Source organism: Aliivibrio wodanis (assembly GCF_052920805.1).
This window is the reverse complement of record NZ_JBREXA010000001.1, coordinates 753,398-774,316: the sequence shown is the minus strand read 5'-3', so window position 1 is coordinate 774,316 and position 20,919 is coordinate 753,398. Positions and strand designations below refer to the sequence as shown.

Sequence of the window (20,919 nt, the reverse complement as noted above, 5' to 3'; positions counted from 1 at the left end):
GGTACGAAATTAAACGCTAATTTGATTTCTTCCTATTTTGCTGTTGCTGCTTTTAATTCAGCATTTTTAGCTTGTTTTTTTTCAAAGCGAGAGATCCACCACCATGCAAGAGCAGAGAATACTGCGGTCATAAACACATTAATGAAGAATGCTTTAACAAGATCTACACCCGTTGGGAAAGCAGATGCTGTCATACTTACAACGAAGATAGCTATAAGAATAGATACGACACTCATACCAAACTTACGAGAACCCATACGGAAATCACGTGGTGTATCGTCATATTTAAGACGGAAAACAAAGTAAGCAACCATGATAAAGATTGGTGGTAGCATTGCTGTACCGGCTGTTAGGTTGATAGCGGTGTTCATCATTTCTTGTACTGACTCAGAGCCAAACCCATTTACGATTAACATCACAACAACGAAAGCGAACTGCCACCAAGCGGCGCGAACAGGAACACCATGTTCATTTAGTTCTGTTGTTTTCTCACCGTAAACACCTTTTGGAATTTCAGAGAAGTGAATTTTAACCGGAGCCGCAGTCCACATCATCATTGAGCCGAACATAGCGATGAACAATACAATACCAACAAAACGACCAACTAATGATTCAGAAACGTTGAAGTACTGAGCCATACCCGTAAATATTTCAACCATACCACCAGCGTAAGTTAGAGATTCACGAGGCACAAACACGTTAACTAGTAGAGAACCAATCGCATACATCGCACCAATTAGGATGCCCGCGGCGATGATTACTTTAATGAACGTCTTCTGACCGCCTTTCACATCTTTCAAGTAGGCTGCTGCGGTTTCTGCACCACCGGCTGCTTGGAAAATCCAACACATAATACCCAGTGTTGCCCAGTTAATAGTTGGAGTCATCGCTTCTAGTGTGATTGGTTCTGCAGGAACGTGATTACCACCAAGAGCCATTAGTGCACCAATAACGTAAATTCCAAATAGTGCAAATACACCGTATGCCACTAACTCTGAAATTTTACCTAACCAAGATGCACCTTTAGTTGAGATATGAGTTGCACCTGCAAATAACACAATTGATATGATAGAAGTCACCATTGGTGAGAAACTGTATTCATAACCCAGCATTGCATAAGAGGCGTAAGCGATAACGTTAGGTAATAGAGAGATAAACCAAAATAGATTTACAAACCAGTAAAGAAAAGAGCCTAAGTAAGCGGCTTTAGTTCCTAATGGTTTTTTTAGCCAATCGTACATGCCTGATTCAGAGTCTTTGTTCGCTGAGACAAATTCAGAAATGATGAATACGAATGGAATAAAATAAACAAGTGTAGCAAGTAAAAAGATGGGCGCAGAGCTTAGCCCTAATTCGATATTGTTATTAACGATGTTACGGACGTTAAATACCGCTGCGAGAGTCATCGACAGTAAGGCAAACTTGCCAATTGTCCCTCGTAAAGAATCAGACATAATAATGTATCCCTATATGTTTGCGTTTGGATTATGAGTTTATTATTTTAGTTAATAATTTCAGGTAACTTTTAGTAAAATTATAGTAATAAGTTTTACTAAAAGTTACTGTGAGATATATCATTAAATAGAGATTAAAAAATCAACAAAGTGTGATGATGATCTACTCTGGTACTGTTTTTATTTTAGACAAAAAAAGCGCCCATAATGAAGGGCGCTTGGTTGATACGGTTATTTTATTATTCGTTTGAATTATTCTCGATTAAACTATTCCCACAGGAATTATTGAACAGCAGGCTTTGATTCTTCAAGGCGTTCTTCTTTACTTAGTGATTGTTCGTACTTGTTGTATTTCCACCAAGCGTAGCCAAGGAAGATAACAATACCACCCACGTTATAGAAGATGATTGTCATGATGTCGCCACCTGTTGGGAAGGTTGACGCAAAGAAACCAACCGTGAAGATACCAATCAGAATTGAAACTACAGTGATACCCGTAAAGCGAGATCCCATTTTAAAGTCACGCTCTAGGTGGTCAAGTTTGATGCGTAAGTTTAAGTAAGCAATCATAATAAACAATGGTGGTAGCATAGAGGCTGCAGCCGTCATATTGATGATGGTACTCATTAAATCTTGCACCGTATCAGACGCTAATGTAGGGATGAACATTAGTGGAATCACGATTAAGAATTGAATCCATGCAGCACGTACTGGTACGCCTTGCTTGTTTAGAGCAACCGTCTTTTCACCAAAAATACCTTTTGGAATTTCAGAGAAGAAGATTTTAACTGGTGTTGCTGTCCACATCAGTAATGAACCAAGCATTGCAGTAAACGATACAATACCAACAAAGCGGTTCATGATAATTTCAGACAGACCAAAGTGTCTTGCCATGCCTTCAAATACTTGAACAGAGCCGCCTGTAAATTTCAACTCTTCACGAGAGACAAATACGTTGGCAACAATTGAACCAACAGAATAAAGCACACCGATAAAGATACCTGCAACGATGATCACTTTAACAAATGATTTGTGACCGCCTTTGATGTCGTTTACATAAACAGCGACTGATTCAGCACCGCCTGCCGCCATGAAAATCCACGTGATTACACCAAGAAATGCCCAGTTAAATGAAGGCGTCATTGCTTCAATTGTGATTGGGTCTGCTGGTTCAATACCACCTAGAAGTGCGCCACCTGATAGAAGAATGTAAGACAAAGTGAGTAGCAACATTAGTGATGAGGTAATTGAGGTAATTGGCCCCAATAATTTCGCGCCGTTGTTTGATACATGCGTTGCGACAGCAAACAATAACGTACTCAATACTGCGGTTGTTAGTGGCGTAAATATGTATTCAAATCCTAAGAAAGCATAAGACGCATAAGCAATGATTCTTGGCAGTAAAGAGGTGAAGAAGAATAGATTAACAAACCAGTATGTATACGCAGTTATGAATGCCCAGCGGCCACCTAAAGAACTTTTTACCCATGCGTAAACACCGGCTTCCGAGTTTTTATTTAGCGATACAAATTCAGCAACGATTAAACAGAATGGAACAAAGTAGAACAGCGTAGCAAGAAAGAACATAGGTGCAGAAGATAGCCCGATTTCAATATTATTATTGATAATATTATTGAAGCTATAAACTGCAGCAAAAGTCATAGACAGTAAGGCGAACTTGCCTATCGTGCCACGAGTTGATGTAGACATAAGGTACTCCGATGAATCACATATTGTAGGTATGGTGGGAGAGATTTAGTCGTGATTTACGATCCAATCTCTCCCTATTATTTGGCTCTGAATATATTTTCAGATACCGTTTTTTATTAATTTTTTATGTAGAAACTGTTTCTAGTTGTTCTATTACTTATTCAGGAAGTAACCGTCTTCGATAGTGACTTTTAGAACCACTTTACGAACACGATTATCGCCATGGAATTTGTACGCTTTGCTGTTATCAAATACAGCCACTTGGCCTTCACAAAGTTGATGTATTTGACCGCTGCCATTTAGGTGTTCGCGGTCAGTTTCATCTGAATAGGCTTGAACACTTTCTAGGTTAGACTTATCAGCCACTTCAACGGTTTCACGGCCTTCTAGGTAATAGTGGATGTCGAAATAACGACGATTACCTACAAAGTTTTCGGTGTTTTTGGCAACGCCATCTTCAATCATATAAACCAAAGAATCGCCAATCGAATACATAACCCCATCTCTAAGATTGCCAATGTTTTCAATGGCTTCTACACAACGGTTCCATTTACGGCCGTCACGATATACCACTTTAAATTGCTCTAGGTTGTCTAAAATGATCATTACTTTTCTCCGCCTTCAACTGTTGTATTTGAAGTGAATGTCGTATTTGAGGTAAATGTGTGATTTGCCAATGCTTTTGGTGAGCAACCACCTTGTTGGAATGGAACCAAAGTCAGTGCGTACTGGAATTTATCCATGTAAACACGGTATGAATCTAATACTTCAGAGCCCCAAGAGTTAGACCCTAATCCCATCAGTTTGTGGTCAAGGTTTAGCGTAATGTAGCCACTCTTCTCAAGCTCAATCGTGTGTTGTGCTTCATGGATATTTTGGTTGGTGTAGAACCAAGCACTGAAGTTAATATCTTGCTCAGGCTTAACAAACAGACCAGAACCATGACGATTAGCTAACGATGCCCAACGAACGTGCTGACGGTTACCGTTATTTTGTGGGAACGGGTAGTTCTCAAACATATTCGCTACAGTTGTTTGGTACACATCAATCATGTTTGCTTGTTGGCTGTCTTGGTAGTTTTCTTCAGGACCACGACCGTAGTATTGCACTTGGTCAAACTCATTGTTGATACCAAGATCTAAACCAATCACAGGGATAACATGAGGGTAATCACCGTAACGTTCACCTGAGAGTTGAATGTTTAGTTGACCTTCTTTGCTGATTTCGTAAATGTAAGTACAACGCATACCAAAATCAAACACAGGCGGCGCAATAATGCTGGTTACCGTGAAAGTAGCTTTACCATTTGATGCATCAAGTTCGATAGAGCGGAAATGCTCTTGCATGATTTGAAGATGCGCAGGCTCCCACAGACCTTCATGTTCTTGCTTATGGTTATCCACCATTGGCTTGAAGAAGTTTAGTTTTGGCGAGCTTGCAATTAATTCTTCGCCATTCACTAACCATGAGGTTAATTTACCGTTCACTTTTGAGAAAGTAAGCGCAAAGTTCAACCCTTTTACTACATAATCTAAACGAGATGCTGTGATATCAAGAGCAATCGCATTGCTGTTAGAGAACACTGGCAGTTGCTCTGTGTTTTCTTTTAACTGAACTTGGTAAATCGCAATGTCGTGATTCGCTTCGCTATACAGGGTGCGAGAGTCTTTACGTACAGTGAAGTTAATGAAGGCTTCACGGCCGTCTAGCTCTGGCAGTGCGATTTCAATATCACGGCTTGAGTTTTCAGCTAAACCTTCTACTTTAAGCGTGGTGCTTTGCAGTGTTTCGCCTTCAGCACGGATCTCAGCGGTAATGGTGTAGTCATCAAGATTTGAGAACCACAGTTTGTTATCTACCGCAAAAATGCCGTTTGCTGCGTCTTTCGCTTGGATTTTAACTGGCGCGATAACTTGTTTGTACTCTTTCAGGCCAGGACCTGGAGTTTGGTCTGAGTAAACTAAGCCATCCATACAGAAGTTGTAGTTGTTTGGATAATCGCCGTAATCGCCACCGTATTTTAAGAACTCAGTGCCATTTTCGTCTTTAGCAAGAATGCCGTGATCACACCATTCCCAAACGTAATGCCCTTGAATTGAGTCATGCTTATAGAACACGTTTTGATATTCAGTTAACCCGCCCGGACCGTTACCCATAGCGTGTGCGTATTCACAAATGATGCGTGGTTTATTGTGTGGATGTTCACCAAAGGCATTCATTAGTTGAGCACGAGAGTACATAGTACTGATGATATCAACCACTTCGGCATCACGATCTTCTTCATAATGAACCAAACGAGTATCATCGATCGCTTTCGCTGCATCGTACATTGATTTGATGTTACAGCCATAGCCTGATTCGTTACCCAGAGACCACATGATGATTGATGCATGGTTTTTCTGAGCGTGAATGTGACGTTCAATACGCTCTACAAATACGAGTTCCCATGCAGGATCATTGGTGATGCGGCTTAAATCGCCAACGTTAGCAAAGCCGTGTGTTTCTACATCGGTTTCACCCATAACAAATAAGCCGTATACATCACACAGTTCATAGAAACGAGGATCGTTAGGGTAGTGAGCAGTACGTACAGAGTTAATGTTGTGTTGCTTCATCAATACGATGTCTTTCTCAACACGATCCATACCGACAGCACGACCTTTTAAGTGGTCGTTATCGTGACGGTTTACGCCATGCAGCATTACGTATTTGTTGTTGATGTAGAACAGGCCATCACGCACTTTAATGTCGCGGAAACCAACACGGTTTGGAATTATTTCTAGTGTTTTACCGTTTTCATCTTTAAGTGTAAGAACCAATTGGTAAAGGTAAGGGTTTTCAGCTGTCCAATGCGTTGGGTTTTCCATATCAATGTTAATATCGACACTATGGTTCGCATCAAAAGAAAGCGAATTTACAGAACCTTCAGAAACAGCGGTCTTACCGTCAAACAGTGCATAATCAAGTGAATAGTTAGAGATTGAGCTGTTTGTTAGGTTTTCTAATTCAGCTTTACAAGACAATGTAGCACTTTGATAGTTTTCATCAAAATCAGTGCGAATAGTAATGTCTTGAACATGAACTTGCTCTTTACCAACTAGGTAAACATCACGGAAGATACCGCCAGTCCACCACATATCTTGGTCTTCTATGTAAGTAGAATCAGCCCATTGCATTACACGAACAGAAAGCAGGTTTTCACCTTGTTGTGCAAATTCAGAGATATCAAATTCAGCAGTTAAACGGCTACCTTTACTAAAACCAACGTAGCTACCGTTTACGTACACTTCAAAGTACGTTTCTACGCCATCAAACTTGATAATAGTTTGTTTGTCGTTCCAAGTTTCACCTAGTGTGAATGTGCGTTGGTAAGCGCCTGTTGGGTTGTCGCTTGGTACAAAAGGAACATCAATAGGGAAAGGAAAGCCTTCATCTGTGTATTGAAGATCACCATGACCTTCCATTTGCCACATATTTGGAACGGTAATATTGCCCCAATCGCTCATGTGCTCAGAGTAGAACTCGTCAGGTACAAGTAATGGGTTAGTGAAGAAGTTGAAATTCCATTGGCCACTTAATAGCTGGTAGTGGCTGCTTAATTCACGTTGGAATGTCTTTGCAGATTGAACTGAATCGTATGAGAAAAAGTAAGCACGTGGTGCCATTCTGTTTTCATTAAGGCGGAAGAAGTTTTCCCAATTGTTCACGTGTAGCCTCCCGGTCGATGCCGATAGTTCTTATTAATAGGTAATAAATCAATCTCTGGTAAAAGATATTAACTAAAGTTTTAGTAAAATAAATCGGTAAATTGTTTTACTTTTAACTTGGTCACATTATGAACGGAGGTTTGTGAGCTTGGTAACGTTAATCAGAGTTGTAGAAACAATTCATTAACCTTAATTGATTAATAAATAGATAAAATAAGCGTGAAATGATGGTGTATTATGCAGGAATAGAAAAGAGTAGAGTAAATCGTTAAAATTTAGGTATAAAAAAAGCAGCGAGGTAAACGCTGCTTACTATTAAGAATAAAGATATTCGTAATTTACTTTTTAGTGGTGTCACGTAAACGTAATTTACTCGGAATGTAGGCTCTAATTGGGATGACTCGTTCATCACGGCGACGCTCTATCAACAAGTTTACTCCTTGGCTTCCCATGAGTTCTGAATGAATACGAACCGTTGAAAGAGAAGGGAAGGTAAACTTAGCTGTTGGAATATCATTTACACTGATTAACGCAATATCCTCAGGGATACGTAAGCCTTTTTCATGAATCGCACGTAAGACACCAATAGCTATTGAATCGGAGGCAATAAACCACGCATTAGGATAATCGGTTTCTAACATTTCTTTAGCCAGTTTATAGCCAGATGAGCTTGAAAAACTACCACGATATAAGTCAGATTCAGATACAACGCCTTTCAGTTGCCCATATTCAGCAAAGACTTCTTCACGGATATCAGAGCAATCAATATCATCTTGACCACCAATAAAACCAATGCGTTGATAGCCTTGATTCATGAAATAGTTAATCACTTCTTTACTGATACGAGCAAGGTCGATATCAACCGAATCAAAGTTTTGTTCATGGTCAGTATAGTCAATATAAACAATGTTTTTACTGATCTTTTGAATCGCTTTTAGTTGTTCTTTTGTTTGACGACCGACGAGTAAAATCCCATCGACATTAGGATTTTTAATCTCAAGGCTGCTTTCATAGCTATTGGTCAAGGTGATATCAAATTTATCACATTGAGTTTCAATGCCGTGGCGAATCGCAAGGTAGTAAGGGTCATTAACTTCAGTTTCTTGCTTATAATTATATAAAGCCAGAAAGTGTAATTGTTCTTTTGCTACTTGAGGTAAGGCACTGGCCAGTTTACGCGTTGAACTGGTTTTGTACTCAAGCTTTTCAGCAATTTCAAAAATACGTCGTCTAGTTTCTTCTTTTACACTTAGCGTGGGATCTTCATTTAATACACGAGATACCGTCGCCAATGAAACTCCAGCTTCGTTGGCTATTTCCTTTAACGTTGCCATTCATCCTCCAGCCATAACGTCTTTTAATTATTCTTTAGTCATAGTACTGAAAAAATTAAAAATTTGATACTCAAAAATAGTTTTTAGTAAAACTTTTATCTTTTTGCATTAAGTGCGGTGTAAACGTTTACATTTTGAGTTTTTGATCACAGAAAGGCATGAATATTTACTGATAGACTGCAATCAAATCAAACGACGGAGCAAATGTTGTGAAAGTATTAGTAACTGGCGGAATGGGCTACATCGGTAGTCATACATGTATTCAACTGATTGAAGCAGGTATTGAACCTATTATTTTGGATAACTTGGGAAACAGCAAAGTCGCAGTGCTTGATCGCATAGAAGCGTTAACTCAAGTTCGTCCTGTCTTTTATCAGGGAGACATTCGTGATGAAGCCTTTCTAGATAGTATTTTTGCTGAGCATTCTATTTCATCGGTGATCCACTTTGCAGGCTTAAAAGCAGTGGGCGAGTCAGTTGCAAAACCGCTAGAGTATTACGACAACAACGTCAATGGCTCATTAGTTTTAGCTCGTTCAATACGAAAAGCAAATGTAAAAAGTATCGTATTTAGCTCATCAGCAACCGTGTATGGTGATCCTGCTGTTGTTCCTATTACTGAAAACTCACCAACAGGTGCAACAACCAATCCTTATGGCCGTAGTAAATATATGGTTGAAGAGTGTTTCTCTGATCTGTTTGATGCAGAAAATGATTGGAGCATTACCTTACTTCGCTATTTCAACCCAGTAGGCGCGCATCCATCAGGCACGATGGGAGAAGATCCACAAGGCATTCCAAATAACTTAATGCCATTTATCGCTCAAGTTGCTGTTGGTCGTCGTGAATCATTGTCTGTATTTGGTAATGATTATCCAACACCAGATGGTACAGGCGTTCGTGATTATATTCATGTGATGGATTTGGCTGACGGACACATTGCCGCACTAAAAGCCGTGGGTGAAAAATCAGGTCTGCATATATACAACTTAGGCACAGGTAAAGGTTCAAGTGTTTTAGAAATGGTTGAGGCGTTTGCACAAGCATCGGGTAAGCCGGTTCCTTATACGTTATGTCCTCGTCGTGCGGGTGACATTGCAGAGTGTTGGGCAAGTACAGAAAAAGCAGAGAAAGAATTGGGCTGGAAAGCGACTCGTAATGTGATGGAAATGAGTGCTGATACATGGCGCTGGCAGTCAAATAATCCAAAGGGTTATTGAGAGAGCTAAGGTTTCAGGTTTAAGGCTTCAGGGAGGAGAATTATAAGATAGTCTCCCCTTGAATTAGCGAATCATTTTAAAGAATTGAGTATAAAAATCATGTCAAATGTTGAGTTTAACCCAGTAGATCATCCACATCGTCGTTATAACCCACTAACAGGACAGTGGATTTTAGTATCACCACATCGTGCTAAACGTCCGTGGAGTGGTCAAGATGAAAAACCATCAACGGCTGAGTTACCGCAATACGACAAAGGCTGTTTCTTATGCCCAACCAATGATCGTATTTCAGGTGATACGAATCCTGATTACAAAGGCACTTACGTATTCAGTAATGATTTTGCAGCACTAATGACGGATTCACCAGAAGCGCCAAAATCAACAAATCCCTTATTTAGAACTGAAGGCGTTCGTGGGTTAAGTCGTGTGATTTGCTTCTCGCCAGATCACAGCAAAACCTTGCCAGAGCTGCCAGTTGGTCAAATTCGTAATGTGATTGAAACGTGGAATGACCAAATTGAAGAGTTAGGTAAAGAGTACGTTTGGGTTCAAGCGTTTGAAAACAAAGGTGAGACAATGGGTTGCTCTCAGCCGCACCCACACGGCCAAGTATGGGCAAACAGCTTTTTACCAAACGAGATTGAACGTAAAGAAAAACACCTTAAAGAATACTACCAAGAACATGGTTCTAACTTATTGGTTGATTATGTTGAGTCAGAATTAAAAGATGGTGAACGTACGGTTGTAGAAACTGAACACTGGATCGCTGTTGTACCTTATTGGGCAGCATGGCCGTTTGAAACCATGCTACTGCCAAAAACACACATTCGTCGTATGAGTGAACTCACTGATGAACAACGTGATGATTTGGCGTTAGCAATTAAAAAATTAACCAGCCGTTATGACAATTTGTTCCAATGTTCATTCCCATATTCAATGGGTTGGCATTACGCGCCTTTCTTTGAAGAGGGCACAGATGTTGAACATTGGCAACTGCATGCACTGTTTTATCCGCCACTGCTTCGCTCTGCATCGGTTCGTAAATTTATGGTGGGCTACGAAATGCTAGCGGAAAGCCAACGAGATTTAACCGCAGAGCAAGCCGCGCAAAAACTGCGTGATGTGAGTGATGTGCATTATAAGGATTAGGGACTAGGACGCTTCGCTAAAGGATTCAGGGGTACTTGTTGTGACTATAGTGTCTAAGCAATGTAATCCTGAAACCTGAAACCTGAAACCTGAAACCTAAAGATAAAATTCCCTACAAAATTTGAGAACAAGACTATGACAAACCTAATTCAAAACGTAAAAGACGCATTCAACTCAGTACTTTCTTACGCTCCAACACACATTGTTCAAGCGCCGGGTCGTGTGAACTTAATTGGTGAACACACCGATTATAATGACGGTTTCGTTTTGCCTTGTGCTATTAACTATCAAACCGTAGTGGCAGCAGCAAAACGTGACGACAATATCGTTCGTGTTGTATCGGTAGATTATGGCAATGAAACGGATGAGTTTGATATCACTCAAGAGATCACATTCCAAGAAAATAAAATGTGGGCGAACTACATTCGTGGTGTGGTGAAATGTTTAATTGGTCGTGGCTTTGAATTCAAAGGCGCAGATATTTCAGTCTCAGGTAATGTCCCTCAAGGTGCAGGTCTTAGCTCATCAGCTGCATTAGAAGTAGTTATCGGTCAAACATTCAAAGAACTGTATAACTTAAACATCAGCCAAGCAGAAATCGCTCTAAATGGCCAGCAAGCAGAGAACGAATTTGTGGGTTGTAACTGCGGCATTATGGATCAGATGGTTTCAGCTGAAGGTAATGAAAACCACGCGATGTTACTTGATTGCCGCTCATTAGACACGACAGCTGTATCAATGCCAGAAAATATGTCAGTGGTTATTATTAACTCAAACAAAAAACGTGGCTTGGTTGATTCAGAATACAACACTCGCCGTGAGCAATGTGAAGAAGCCGCACGTATCTTTGGTGTAAAAGCACTGCGTGATGTAAGTATTGAAGAGTTCAACAAAAAAGCACATGAATTAGATGAAATGGTGGCAAAACGTGCGCGTCACGTGATTACAGAAAATGATCGTACCGAAGAAGCGGCAAAAGTGTTAGCGTCAGGGGATATGAAACGCATGGCTGTATTAATGGCGGAGTCTCATGCCTCAATGCGTGATGATTTTGAGATCACAGTAAAAGAAGTCGATGCCCTCGTTGATATCGTTAAAAACGTGATCGGCACGGAAGGCGGTGTTCGTATGACTGGTGGTGGCTTTGGTGGCTGTATCGTTGCTTTAGTTCCACCAGTATTAGTTGATGAAGTTAAAGCGGCAGTTGAAGAGCTATATGAAACCGCAACAGGCCTAAAAGAATCAATTTATGTGTGCCAAGCAAAAAATGGTGCAGGTTTAGTGGAAGTGCTGTAAGGAATACACATGACAGAACAATCAACATTGTTCGAAACTATGACACAGGAGGCGGCCAGCGATGGTCGCCTTGCTCAGTTATTCGAACTTAAAAATGAAAACGGAATGCGCGCCGTGTTTATGGACATTGGTGCAACCTGGTTAAGCTGTAAAGTACCAGTAAAAGGTAAACTGCGTGAAGTCTTGCTTGGTCAATCGACAATGGCTGGTTTTAAGAAGCAAGCAAGTTATATGGGTGTTACCGTAGGTCGCTATGCCAATCGAATTGCTAATGGTAAATTTAAAATTGATGGTACTAAATATCAAGTAGATACCAACCAAGCAGGTAATACACTTCATGGTGGTACTGAAGGATTTAATCAACGACGTTGGTCAGTGATTGAAGAAACCCCGAATAGTGTTGAATTTAACCTAGTCTCTCCTGATGGCGATCAAGGGTTTCCTGGTGAATTAACTGTTAACGTAAAATACCTGCTCACTGATGATAATCAAGTTGTGATCAGTTATAACGGACGAACCACTAAATCAACACCAGTTAACTTAACCAATCATGCGTATTTTAATTTGCTTGGGGCAGACAATGAATATCTCGCTCTTGACCATATCTTGAGTATCAATGCCAGTGAGTATGTTCCAACAACAGACGTTGGCATACCAAAAGGGTTATGGAAAAAAGTAAAAGACACAAATTTTGATTTTTCTGATCCAAAAGTGATCTCACAAGACTTCATGCTCGATAAAGATCAAGGTAACGCCAAAGGTTACGATCACTCATTTGTGCTAGATAAAACCTGCACAAAAGGGGAGTGTGCGGCAAGCTTAACCTCTCCTGATAGCGTAGTCACAATGCATGTGGTTACTACAAAACCAGCGATGCAGTTGTATACCGGAAATTGGCTTGCAGGAACACCGAATCGAGTTGGTGGTGAATATCAAGATTATTCAGGTATCGCATTAGAAACCCAATTCTTGCCAGATGCACCAAATCATCCAGAGTGGGATCACCCTAATTCATTTTTAACCCCAGAAGAAACCTATAGGCATAGTACATGCTACCAGTTTATTTAATCTAATTTTCGGTATTACTTTAATTGATAACCCTTATCATTATTTGATTTGGGTTATATTATTTTATGAGCTATTCTAAAATACAATGTGCTTTAAGTCATAATTCACTGCTTTTTTAACGATTAATTATCCTATGCTACTTATACTTAGTTGATATACTAAAAAATTAGTCAGTGAGTGGTGGAGAGTTTATGAGTAACCATATGTCATTAAAGAAGAAAAGCATTCTTGCTTTAGGCGGGTATGTTTGCTTTCTTATTACGCTTATTGCAAGTATCACTTATTTTGTTGCCGAGCCCCCGATCCGTGAAAATCTTGAGAATAATCTTACATTAAGAACTCAACTTTTATCTCACGAAGTTGTAGAGCCATTAAACAGATCATTAGGTACATTAAATAGCTTGGTAGGGATTGCTAATAGTAGTTATTCATCAGATGTTTTGAGAGATATGATTTTTTCTGTATTTGAAGCAAGTGAAGAAATTATTATCAGTGGTGGTATTTGGCCTGAACCGAATACATTATTACCAGAAAAAAAATTAGCGAGCTTGTTTTTCTTTAGGAATTCTGATGGAAAAATACAGCAAGTACATGAATACAATCATTCGAATGATTTTCCTTACCAAGAAGAGTCGTGGTACACCTCTGTTTCTCACCAAAATAAAAAATTACTTTCTTGGTCTGAGGTTTATATTGATCCTTTTACTCAGCAAACGATGATCACAGCGTCAATACCCTATTTTCATGCTGAGCAATTTGTTGGTGTTGCAACCATAGATATTTCTTTAGAAGGGTTAACTAGCCTAATTGAATCTCATGCTGAAAAGCACAAGTTGGGTATAAGCATACATAATGGAACTAATACCTTGGCAGAATATAAATTTGTCGTACTAGAGGGGATGTATGTTGTTGAAAGTAACATTGAAGGATTTAACTGGAAAGTAAAAGTCATCAATTCACATCGTACGGTAGCTGATGAGATTTACTCACAGATATTATCAGTAGAAATGAGTATTGTTCCTCTTCTTTTATTATGTGTAATCATGGGCTACTATATTATTAATCGCAGTTTAATCAGCCCTATTGTACGTATATCAAAAGGGATCCATGACACGTATTCTGGTGGTTTAATTGATATTAACTACCGTTATAATGATGAAATAGGCGACCTTATCTCTTCTTTTAATAGGAAAACAGAATATTTAGAGATAGAAAAGGTTAGAGCTCAGTCAGCAACAAAAGCAAAAAGTTCATTTTTAGCCAATATGTCGCATGAGATCCGTACTCCGTTGAATGGTATTATTGGAATGTCAGATATTTTAGCTGATACTAATTTAACCCCTGTTCAGTCTGAGTATCTACAAACGATAGATGTTTCCTCTCAAGCCCTTTTACTATTAATTAATGACATTTTAGATCTATCTAAGATTGAATCTGGAAATTTGGTGTTAGTTCCTCAGCGCTCTAATATTGCTGAAGTTGCCTATGATACGGTTACGGTAGTATTAAGTAAGGCAACAAAGAAAGAATTAGAGCTTAATATTGATCTTGATATTAATTTGCCAAAGTACGTAATGTTAGATGAGCATCGCTTACGCCAGGTTATAATGAATTTAATGTCTAATGCTGTGAAATTCACTCACGAGGGCAGTGTTGTTCTATCAATAAAATATCAGCCAAAAGCAGCTCAAAGTGGGGTGCTTTATTTCTCCGTTAAAGATTCAGGTATTGGTATTTCAGACAGTCAACATCAACAGATCTTTGAACCCTTTACGCAAGAAGATGGCTCGATTACTCGTCAATTTGGAGGAACAGGCTTAGGTTTAACTATATGCCGCCAGCTAGTTGAACTATTAGGTGGAGAGATACAACTTGATTCAGTGAAAGGTAAAGGTTGTGATTTTTACTTCTCTTTACATGTAGAAGTCGAGAAAGAAGATAACCTCCCTAAAAATGCTAAATTTCAAAACTTAAGCACTGCTATTTTGGGTTCTTCACAAGAGGATTGTATGTTGTTAGGGAAAGAGTGTCGCCGTTGGGGAGTCTCTTTTGATTATATAGAACTGAATTCAGCAACTTACGAATCATTATCTAATAACTATGATATTATTTTTTACTGTCAATCTATATTGTTACCCTGCAATGAAGATGCTGCATTATTAAATAAACTTTCGGCGACAACGGCAGTTGTGGTATGTCAGCATCAGAAAGATCAGACGATTCATTTAAATCATGAGCCTGATGGCGTACTGATATTGCCTATATTAGGAAAAAGATTTGAGAATACTGTAAAGCAAGCAGCAGAATCAACCGCTAGAAAACGTATCAATTTGATTGGTAGTGAAAAATATAATTTTAAGCCTTTAGCAATAGTACCTCCTTCTGAAAATGAAGAGAAAAAGAAACATATATTGGTAGTTGAAGATAATGCGATCAATCAAAAAGTAGTTATGCTGATCCTTAAAAAATCAGGATATGAAGTGTCATTAGCTACTGATGGAAAAGAAGCATTCGATATGTTCGAAGATCATTTAAATCAGTTCGATTTAGTTTTAATGGACTGTATGATGCCAGTTATGGACGGGTTTGTAGCGACAGAGAAAATTCGTCAATATGAAGTGTCGCAAGGTTTTTCTCCGATACCAATTATAGCATTAACAGCCAGTGTCTTTACTGAAGATATTGATAAATGCTATCAGGTAGGTATGGATGATTATTTAGCAAAACCAATTAATAAGTCTCTAATTTTAGATAAAATAATGGACTATCTTAAGGTAGAGTAAAGCTTTAGCACTTGCCGCAACAATAAATTAGCGGCGGCAAGTTACATTTATTATAAGTGAGTAACTGAATTTCTCTCAATTAATGTAGGAGTGAAAATATCACCCTTACTGTCATTTAGCTCGCCTTTAGCTAATGCTAAGGATAAATTTGCTGCTAATTGAGCCATATCTTGAATAGGATATTGAATAGTACTTAATTTAGGGTGTAAATATTTTGCAATTATCCCATCATCAAACCCCATAATTGATACTGTTTGAGGAACTAAAATTTTCGCTTTTTCTAATGCAGAAATAGCACCTGCCGCCATGTAATCGTTGTAACAAATCACACCAGTAAAGGGAATATTCTTATTCAGTAATTCATTCATTGCTCTTTCTCCGCCTTTATCTGTCGGATCGCCTTCAACAATTAATGATTCATTGATTACTACATTGTGTATTTGTAATGCTTTTATGTACCCAGAACGGCGGTGGTGGCAATCATCAATATTTTGGTTAGAGTTAATATATGCTAAGTGTTGATGCCCATGATTAATAATGTGCTCAGTTGCTATTTGAGAGCCTAATTCATTATTAAGGGAAATACAGCGTTTAGCGAGTTCTGGAACATGACGATTAATGATGACCAGCCCTGGAACTTCCTCGGCAAAATAACATAATTCTTTATCTGTTAAGCCTTTGGAATGAATAATGAGAGAGTCACATTGGCTATTCATCAAAAGCTCAATCGCATCTTTTTCTGTTTTTGCATCATGGTATCCATTACCAATTAATAAATGCTTATTGTTTTTTCGAGCAACAATATCAACTGCTTTGATCAAAGCACCAAAAAAAGGATCGGAGACATCGGCAACTAAAACGCCAATTGTATTGGTACTTTTATTGACTAACGCCCGTGCATTTGCATTAGGGCGATAGCTTAATTTTTTCATTGCAGTATTAACCGATTCGATAGCAGCTTTACTTGCTTTAGGCGATTTATTTACCACTCTAGAAACGGTGGCAACAGATACCCCTGCTTCTTTTGCAACATCTTTAATAGTTGCCATAATATGTTCAATCCTGTGATGTGGTCGAAATAAAATATTTGATCGGGTTAAAATTTTAGTAAATATTTAGTGTTATTTACTTGCTCAGTAGCATATTGCTGTTAATGTAAACGTTAACACTAATTTAAAGCTAAGGATAAAGTAAAATGGAAACAATTGCATACGGTGATTTCGCAAAATTAGATATTCGTGTTGGAAAAATCACAGACGTTAAACGTCACGAAAATGCAGATAAACTTTATATCGTGCAAATCGATGTGGGTGAGCAAAGTTTACAAACCGTGACGAGTTTAGTTCCTTATTACACAGAAGAAGAGTTAATTGGAAAACAAGTTACTGTATTATGTAATTTATCAAAAGCAAAGATGCGTGGTGAAATTTCTGAATGTATGTTGTTGTGTGCTGAGACTGGAGATGAATCAGAGAGTGTTTTGTTGACACCAGAACGGTTAATGCCGGCAGGAACTAAAATCGTTTAGATAATAGTAATTCAAATAATTGTTTGATCACGAGTTAATAATATTGCTCTTAATTTCTACTTATTTTAAGCATAATCGATTTCATGGTAGTTAAAATTTCAAATTAATTGAATTTCAAACAATTGAATTTCAAACAATTGAATTCTATACATAAGATTATATATTGTGAAATAAATCATCTTATTTCTTTGATAAAGAAGACATAGTTTCCTACTATAATTAACAATCAGTTAACGCTATGGAAAGGTGAAAGATATGGATTCTAATTATGTATCGAAGAAGGAAGTAAGATACTCATCAAGTTATAATTTACTATCAGTAACAAAACCAAGTAGCCATATTACCTATGCAAGTAAAGAGTTTTGTGAGGTGGCTGGGTATTCTCAAGAAGAGTTATTAGGGCAGCCTCATAATATTTTAAGGCACCCTGAGATGCCAAAAGAAGCATTTGCTAATATGTGGGGTTATTTAAAGAAAAATCAATCATGGATGGGAATGGTTAAAAATCGCTGTGCCAATGGTGATTATTACTGGGTAGATGCTTTTGTTTCCCCGATCACTGAAAACGGAAAGGTAATTGAATATCAATCAGTTAGAACTTGTCCTGAAAGGAAGTATGTTGATCATGCTGAAAAGGTTTATGCTGATATTAATGCGGGTAAAACACCTTTTAGATTAAAACTTCCTCGAACTCGTTTATGGCAGCGTGTATCAGTATGTTTTATATTAGCTGCTTTAATCTCATTTACATTTGAACAGTTTATTCAGAATTCAGGTGTACCATTATTACTTATTCTTTCTATTTTTTCTGTTTATATAATGACTCGTCGTTTAGAATCTTTGGCACAATCGGCTCGTAAAGTTTTTGATAATCCATTAATGGAGTTTGTTTATAACAAAAGAGTGGATGATATTTCAGAAATTACATTAGCGATGAAAATGTGTCATTCAGAAACCAATGCAGTATCAGGGCGGATCCAAGATTCAAACGAACAAGTAACGGGAGCTGTTGAAGATTCATTTGATAATTTAAAAAACATGTCAATTCAACTTGATTCTCAAGCGATGGAAGTAGATCAAGTTGCCGCTGCGATTAATGAAATGCACGCTACTGCTCATGAGGTTACAAGAAATGCTCAAAATACAGCAACAACCACTGATAAAGCGAAAGTAGCAGTTCAAGAAGGGATGACTGAGGTAACATCTACATTAAAGGCTGTAGATATATTAGCAGCTCAACTAAAGCAAACTTCTCTCTCGGTTCGAGAATTTGAGATCCAAACGAATATGATTGAGAAAGTATTAACTATTATTCAGGGAGTTTCTGAGCAAACAAACTTACTGGCTTTAAATGCAGCAATTGAAGCAGCAAGAGCTGGCGAACAAGGTCGTGGTTTTGCTGTTGTAGCAGATGAAGTTCGTCAATTAGCTCAAAAAAGTCATGAGTCAACTGCTGAGATCCAAACCGTGATTAGTTTAATTCGTAATGGTACAACAGATATTGTGAGTTCTATTGAAGAAGGTGAGCGATTATCCAGTGGTTGTATTGATAGCGCTAAGATCTCAGAAGATAAATTAAATCAATTATTAACTGAAATTACAGAGATCTCTGAACAAAATATGCAAATAGCGACGGCAGTTGAAGAAATGAGTAATGTATCAAATGATATGAATAATAACGTTCAGTCGATTAGTCAATCTACTCAGGAACTATCAACGTCAACGTCCATTTTAGTCAATGAAAGCCAAGCAGAAAATGGGGGGCTAATGAGTAATTTAATTTCTCAGATTAAACTCGCTGAACAATTTAGGAAGCTAGGCTAAAGATACTATATTGAGGCTTAGTTTGATAACAAAATAAACTGCTGCTGTTTATTTTGTTATTAGATTTTAATTTTAAAATTTAGACTATTTTTAATGATTAAGTGCTTTGATTCACACTTTTCTATCTTCAAGAAAGGTTGTTGTTAACTTGCTGTTAAATCTTACTGTATGGTTGGTTAAATAATAAACCAGCTTCATAAACTAAAAAGGATTTTATATGCAAGGTATCGTTGATTTTCTCAATGGCATAATTTGGAGCCCAGTGCTGATTTATCTCTGCTTGGGTTCTGGTTTGTTTTATTCTATACAAACTCGATTTGTTCAAATTCGTCACTTTAAAGAAATGTGTCGTTTATTGTTATCAAATAAAGAATCAAATAAAGGGATCAGCTCATTCCAAGCATTAGCAGTATCACTGTCTGGCCGTGTTGGTACGGGTAATATTGCTGGCGTTGCGGCGGCTATTGGTTTTGGTGGGCCTGGTGCTGTGTTCTGGATGTGGGTTGTTGCCTTCTTAGGTGCAGCAACGGCTTACGCTGAATCAACGTTAGCGCAAATCTATAAAGAAGAAGATGAAGGCCAGTTCCGTGGTGGTCCGGCTTACTATATTGAAAAAGCTATGGGTCAAAAATGGTACGCGTGGATCTTTGCCATTGCGACTATCTTTGCGTGTGGTGTGTTACTTCCGGGTGTGCAATCAAACAGTATCGGTAATGCAGTTGAAACCGCGTTTGGTACAGGTGGCATGATTGATACGGGTATTGGTGTGTTCAGTTTTGCAAAAATTCTTACTGGCGCGGTTATTTCTGTCATCCTTGGTTTTATCATCTTTGGTGGTGTTAAACGTATTGCTCACTTTACTCAAATTGTTGTGCCGTTCATGGCATTGGCATATATCATTCTTGCATTCGTTATCATTCTACTTAACATCTCAGAAGTACCAACTATCTTTGGTATGATCATCGGTGATGCATTTACGCCTATGGCTGGCTTTGGTGCGGCGATTGGTTGGGGGGTAAAACGTGGTGTTTACTCTAATGAAGCGGGTCAAGGTACGGGTCCTCATGCGGCAGCAGCTGCAAATGTTGATCACCCTGCGCAGCAAGGTTTAGTTCAATCATTCTCTATCTACATTGATACATTATTGGTTTGTTCTGCTACGGCGTTTATGATCCTTATTACAGGTACATATAATGTTCATGGTGGTGGCGAAGGTGTATTCTTAGTTCAAAATATTTCTGAGACAATTGGTGCGAATGGCCCAATGTTCACTCAAATGGCGATTGAAAGCACAATGCCGGGTATTGGTAAAATCTTCATTGCTTTTGCACTGTTCTTCTTTGCCTTTACAACGATTCTTGCTTACTACTATATTGCAGAAACCAACATCGCTTATATCCGTCGTACACTGAAAATTGATGGCATGATGTTTATTCTTAAACTGGTATTAATGGCAGCGGTATTCTATGGCACCATCAAAACGGCCAACATGGCATGGGCAATGGGTGATGTTGGCGTAGGCTTAATGGCGTGGTTAAACATTATTGGTATTTTGATTATCTTCTTTATGTCTAAACCTGCACTTAAAGCGCTGAAAGATTATGAAGATCAGCAAAAGCGTGGCGTAACAAACTACACGTTTGACCCAGTAAAACTAGGTATTAAAGGTGCAACATATTGGGAAGGTAAGCTAGAGCGAAACAAAAACAAATCGAAAGAGAATTAACTAATCTAGTTTGATAATGATAAGAAAACGCCATCCATTGTGATGGCGTTTTAGTTATTAAAGTATCAATAAGTTAAACGTCAAATGGACATGCTCTATTTGGCGTTTTTTTATAAAGAA

General features: G+C 38.4%; 14 protein-coding genes. 8 read left to right on the top strand and 6 right to left on the bottom strand.

Going from position 1 to position 20,919, the window contains the following annotated elements:
• Positions 1 to 32: 32 nt before the first annotated feature.
• From ACU5DF_RS03640 to ebgR, 5 genes are all read right to left on the bottom strand, one after another.
• Complete coding sequence (locus tag ACU5DF_RS03640) at positions 33 to 1,454, bottom strand: amino acid permease (RefSeq protein WP_446711817.1); 1,422 nt, start codon at positions 1,452 to 1,454, stop codon at positions 33 to 35.
• Between the two features lie 282 nt (positions 1,455 to 1,736).
• Positions 1,737 to 3,164, bottom strand: coding sequence for an amino acid permease (locus tag ACU5DF_RS03635; RefSeq protein WP_446711816.1), 1,428 nt, complete (start codon positions 3,162 to 3,164; stop codon positions 1,737 to 1,739).
• Between the two features lie 153 nt (positions 3,165 to 3,317).
• Positions 3,318 to 3,770, bottom strand: a complete 453-nt coding sequence (locus ACU5DF_RS03630) for a beta-galactosidase subunit beta (RefSeq protein WP_446711815.1) — start codon at positions 3,768 to 3,770, stop codon at positions 3,318 to 3,320.
• Positions 3,770 to 6,871, bottom strand: a complete 3,102-nt coding sequence (gene ebgA, locus ACU5DF_RS03625; protein ID WP_446711814.1) for a beta-galactosidase subunit alpha — start codon at positions 6,869 to 6,871, stop codon at positions 3,770 to 3,772. The genes ACU5DF_RS03630 and ebgA overlap by 1 nt, the downstream gene beginning before the upstream one ends.
• Positions 6,872 to 7,209: 338 nt before the next feature.
• Positions 7,210 to 8,205, bottom strand: a complete 996-nt coding sequence (ebgR, locus tag ACU5DF_RS03620; RefSeq protein WP_446701763.1) for a transcriptional regulator EbgR — start codon at positions 8,203 to 8,205, stop codon at positions 7,210 to 7,212.
• 209 nt (positions 8,206 to 8,414) lie between these two features.
• On the opposite strand from ebgR, the gene galE reads away from it, so the two are divergent.
• The 5 genes from galE (at position 8,415) to ACU5DF_RS03595 (ending at position 15,721) form a co-directional block, all read left to right on the top strand.
• Positions 8,415 to 9,425, top strand: a complete 1,011-nt coding sequence (gene galE, locus ACU5DF_RS03615) for a UDP-glucose 4-epimerase GalE (protein ID WP_446711813.1) — start codon at positions 8,415 to 8,417, stop codon at positions 9,423 to 9,425.
• Between the two features lie 99 nt (positions 9,426 to 9,524).
• Positions 9,525 to 10,574, top strand: coding sequence for a UDP-glucose--hexose-1-phosphate uridylyltransferase (locus tag ACU5DF_RS03610; RefSeq protein WP_446711812.1), 1,050 nt, complete (start codon positions 9,525 to 9,527; stop codon positions 10,572 to 10,574).
• Positions 10,575 to 10,709: 135 nt separating this feature from the next.
• Positions 10,710 to 11,870, top strand: coding sequence for a galactokinase (gene galK / locus ACU5DF_RS03605; protein ID WP_446711811.1), 1,161 nt, complete (start codon positions 10,710 to 10,712; stop codon positions 11,868 to 11,870).
• A 9-nt stretch (positions 11,871 to 11,879) separates the two neighbouring features.
• The gene (gene galM / locus ACU5DF_RS03600; protein ID WP_446711810.1) at positions 11,880 to 12,938 is read left to right on the top strand and encodes a galactose-1-epimerase; all 1,059 of its coding nucleotides are present in this window, start codon (positions 11,880 to 11,882) and stop codon (positions 12,936 to 12,938) included.
• 191 nt (positions 12,939 to 13,129) lie between these two features.
• On the top strand, positions 13,130 to 15,721 hold the full coding sequence (locus ACU5DF_RS03595) for an ATP-binding protein (protein WP_446711809.1): 2,592 nt from the start codon (positions 13,130 to 13,132) through the stop codon (positions 15,719 to 15,721).
• A 50-nt stretch (positions 15,722 to 15,771) separates the two neighbouring features.
• Here ACU5DF_RS03595 and ACU5DF_RS03590 read toward each other — a convergent pair whose 3' ends face one another.
• Complete coding sequence (locus ACU5DF_RS03590) at positions 15,772 to 16,770, bottom strand: substrate-binding domain-containing protein (RefSeq protein WP_446711808.1); 999 nt, start codon at positions 16,768 to 16,770, stop codon at positions 15,772 to 15,774.
• Positions 16,771 to 16,916: 146 nt separating this feature from the next.
• Here ACU5DF_RS03590 and ACU5DF_RS03585 point away from each other — a divergent pair, with 146 nt between their 5' ends.
• The 3 genes from ACU5DF_RS03585 (at position 16,917) to ACU5DF_RS03575 (ending at position 20,799) form a co-directional block, all read left to right on the top strand.
• A complete protein-coding gene (locus ACU5DF_RS03585) occupies positions 16,917 to 17,249 on the top strand; it encodes a tRNA-binding protein (protein WP_045103689.1) in 333 nt (110 codons plus the stop codon).
• 255 nt (positions 17,250 to 17,504) lie between these two features.
• Complete coding sequence (locus tag ACU5DF_RS03580) at positions 17,505 to 19,073, top strand: methyl-accepting chemotaxis protein (RefSeq protein ID WP_446711807.1); 1,569 nt, start codon at positions 17,505 to 17,507, stop codon at positions 19,071 to 19,073.
• Between the two features lie 217 nt (positions 19,074 to 19,290).
• Positions 19,291 to 20,799 carry an alanine/glycine:cation symporter family protein gene (locus ACU5DF_RS03575; RefSeq protein WP_446711806.1) on the top strand — a complete coding sequence of 503 codons (1,509 nt, stop codon included), beginning with the start codon at positions 19,291 to 19,293 and terminating at the stop codon, positions 20,797 to 20,799.
• Positions 20,800 to 20,919: the final 120 nt, after the last annotated feature.

What these genes read in the sequence shown, in the direction of transcription:
- ACU5DF_RS03635 (WP_446711816.1), bottom strand. Translation starts at nt 3,164, where the DNA reads ATGTCTACATCAACTCGTGGCACGATAGGCAAGTTCGCCTTACTGTCT.
- ACU5DF_RS03595 (WP_446711809.1), top strand. Translation starts at nt 13,130, where the DNA reads ATGAGTAACCATATGTCATTAAAGAAGAAAAGCATTCTTGCTTTAGGC.
- ACU5DF_RS03590 (WP_446711808.1), bottom strand. Translation starts at nt 16,770, where the DNA reads ATGGCAACTATTAAAGATGTTGCAAAAGAAGCAGGGGTATCTGTTGCC.
- ACU5DF_RS03585 (WP_045103689.1), top strand. Translation starts at nt 16,917, where the DNA reads ATGGAAACAATTGCATACGGTGATTTCGCAAAATTAGATATTCGTGTT.
- ACU5DF_RS03575 (WP_446711806.1), top strand. Translation starts at nt 19,291, where the DNA reads ATGCAAGGTATCGTTGATTTTCTCAATGGCATAATTTGGAGCCCAGTG.
- galK (WP_446711811.1), top strand. Translation starts at nt 10,710, where the DNA reads ATGACAAACCTAATTCAAAACGTAAAAGACGCATTCAACTCAGTACTT.
- ACU5DF_RS03630 (WP_446711815.1), bottom strand. Translation starts at nt 3,770, where the DNA reads ATGATCATTTTAGACAACCTAGAGCAATTTAAAGTGGTATATCGTGAC.
- galM (WP_446711810.1), top strand. Translation starts at nt 11,880, where the DNA reads ATGACAGAACAATCAACATTGTTCGAAACTATGACACAGGAGGCGGCC.
- ebgR (WP_446701763.1), bottom strand. Translation starts at nt 8,205, where the DNA reads ATGGCAACGTTAAAGGAAATAGCCAACGAAGCTGGAGTTTCATTGGCG.
- ACU5DF_RS03640 (WP_446711817.1), bottom strand. Translation starts at nt 1,454, where the DNA reads ATGTCTGATTCTTTACGAGGGACAATTGGCAAGTTTGCCTTACTGTCG.
- ACU5DF_RS03580 (WP_446711807.1), top strand. Translation starts at nt 17,505, where the DNA reads ATGGATTCTAATTATGTATCGAAGAAGGAAGTAAGATACTCATCAAGT.
- ACU5DF_RS03610 (WP_446711812.1), top strand. Translation starts at nt 9,525, where the DNA reads ATGTCAAATGTTGAGTTTAACCCAGTAGATCATCCACATCGTCGTTAT.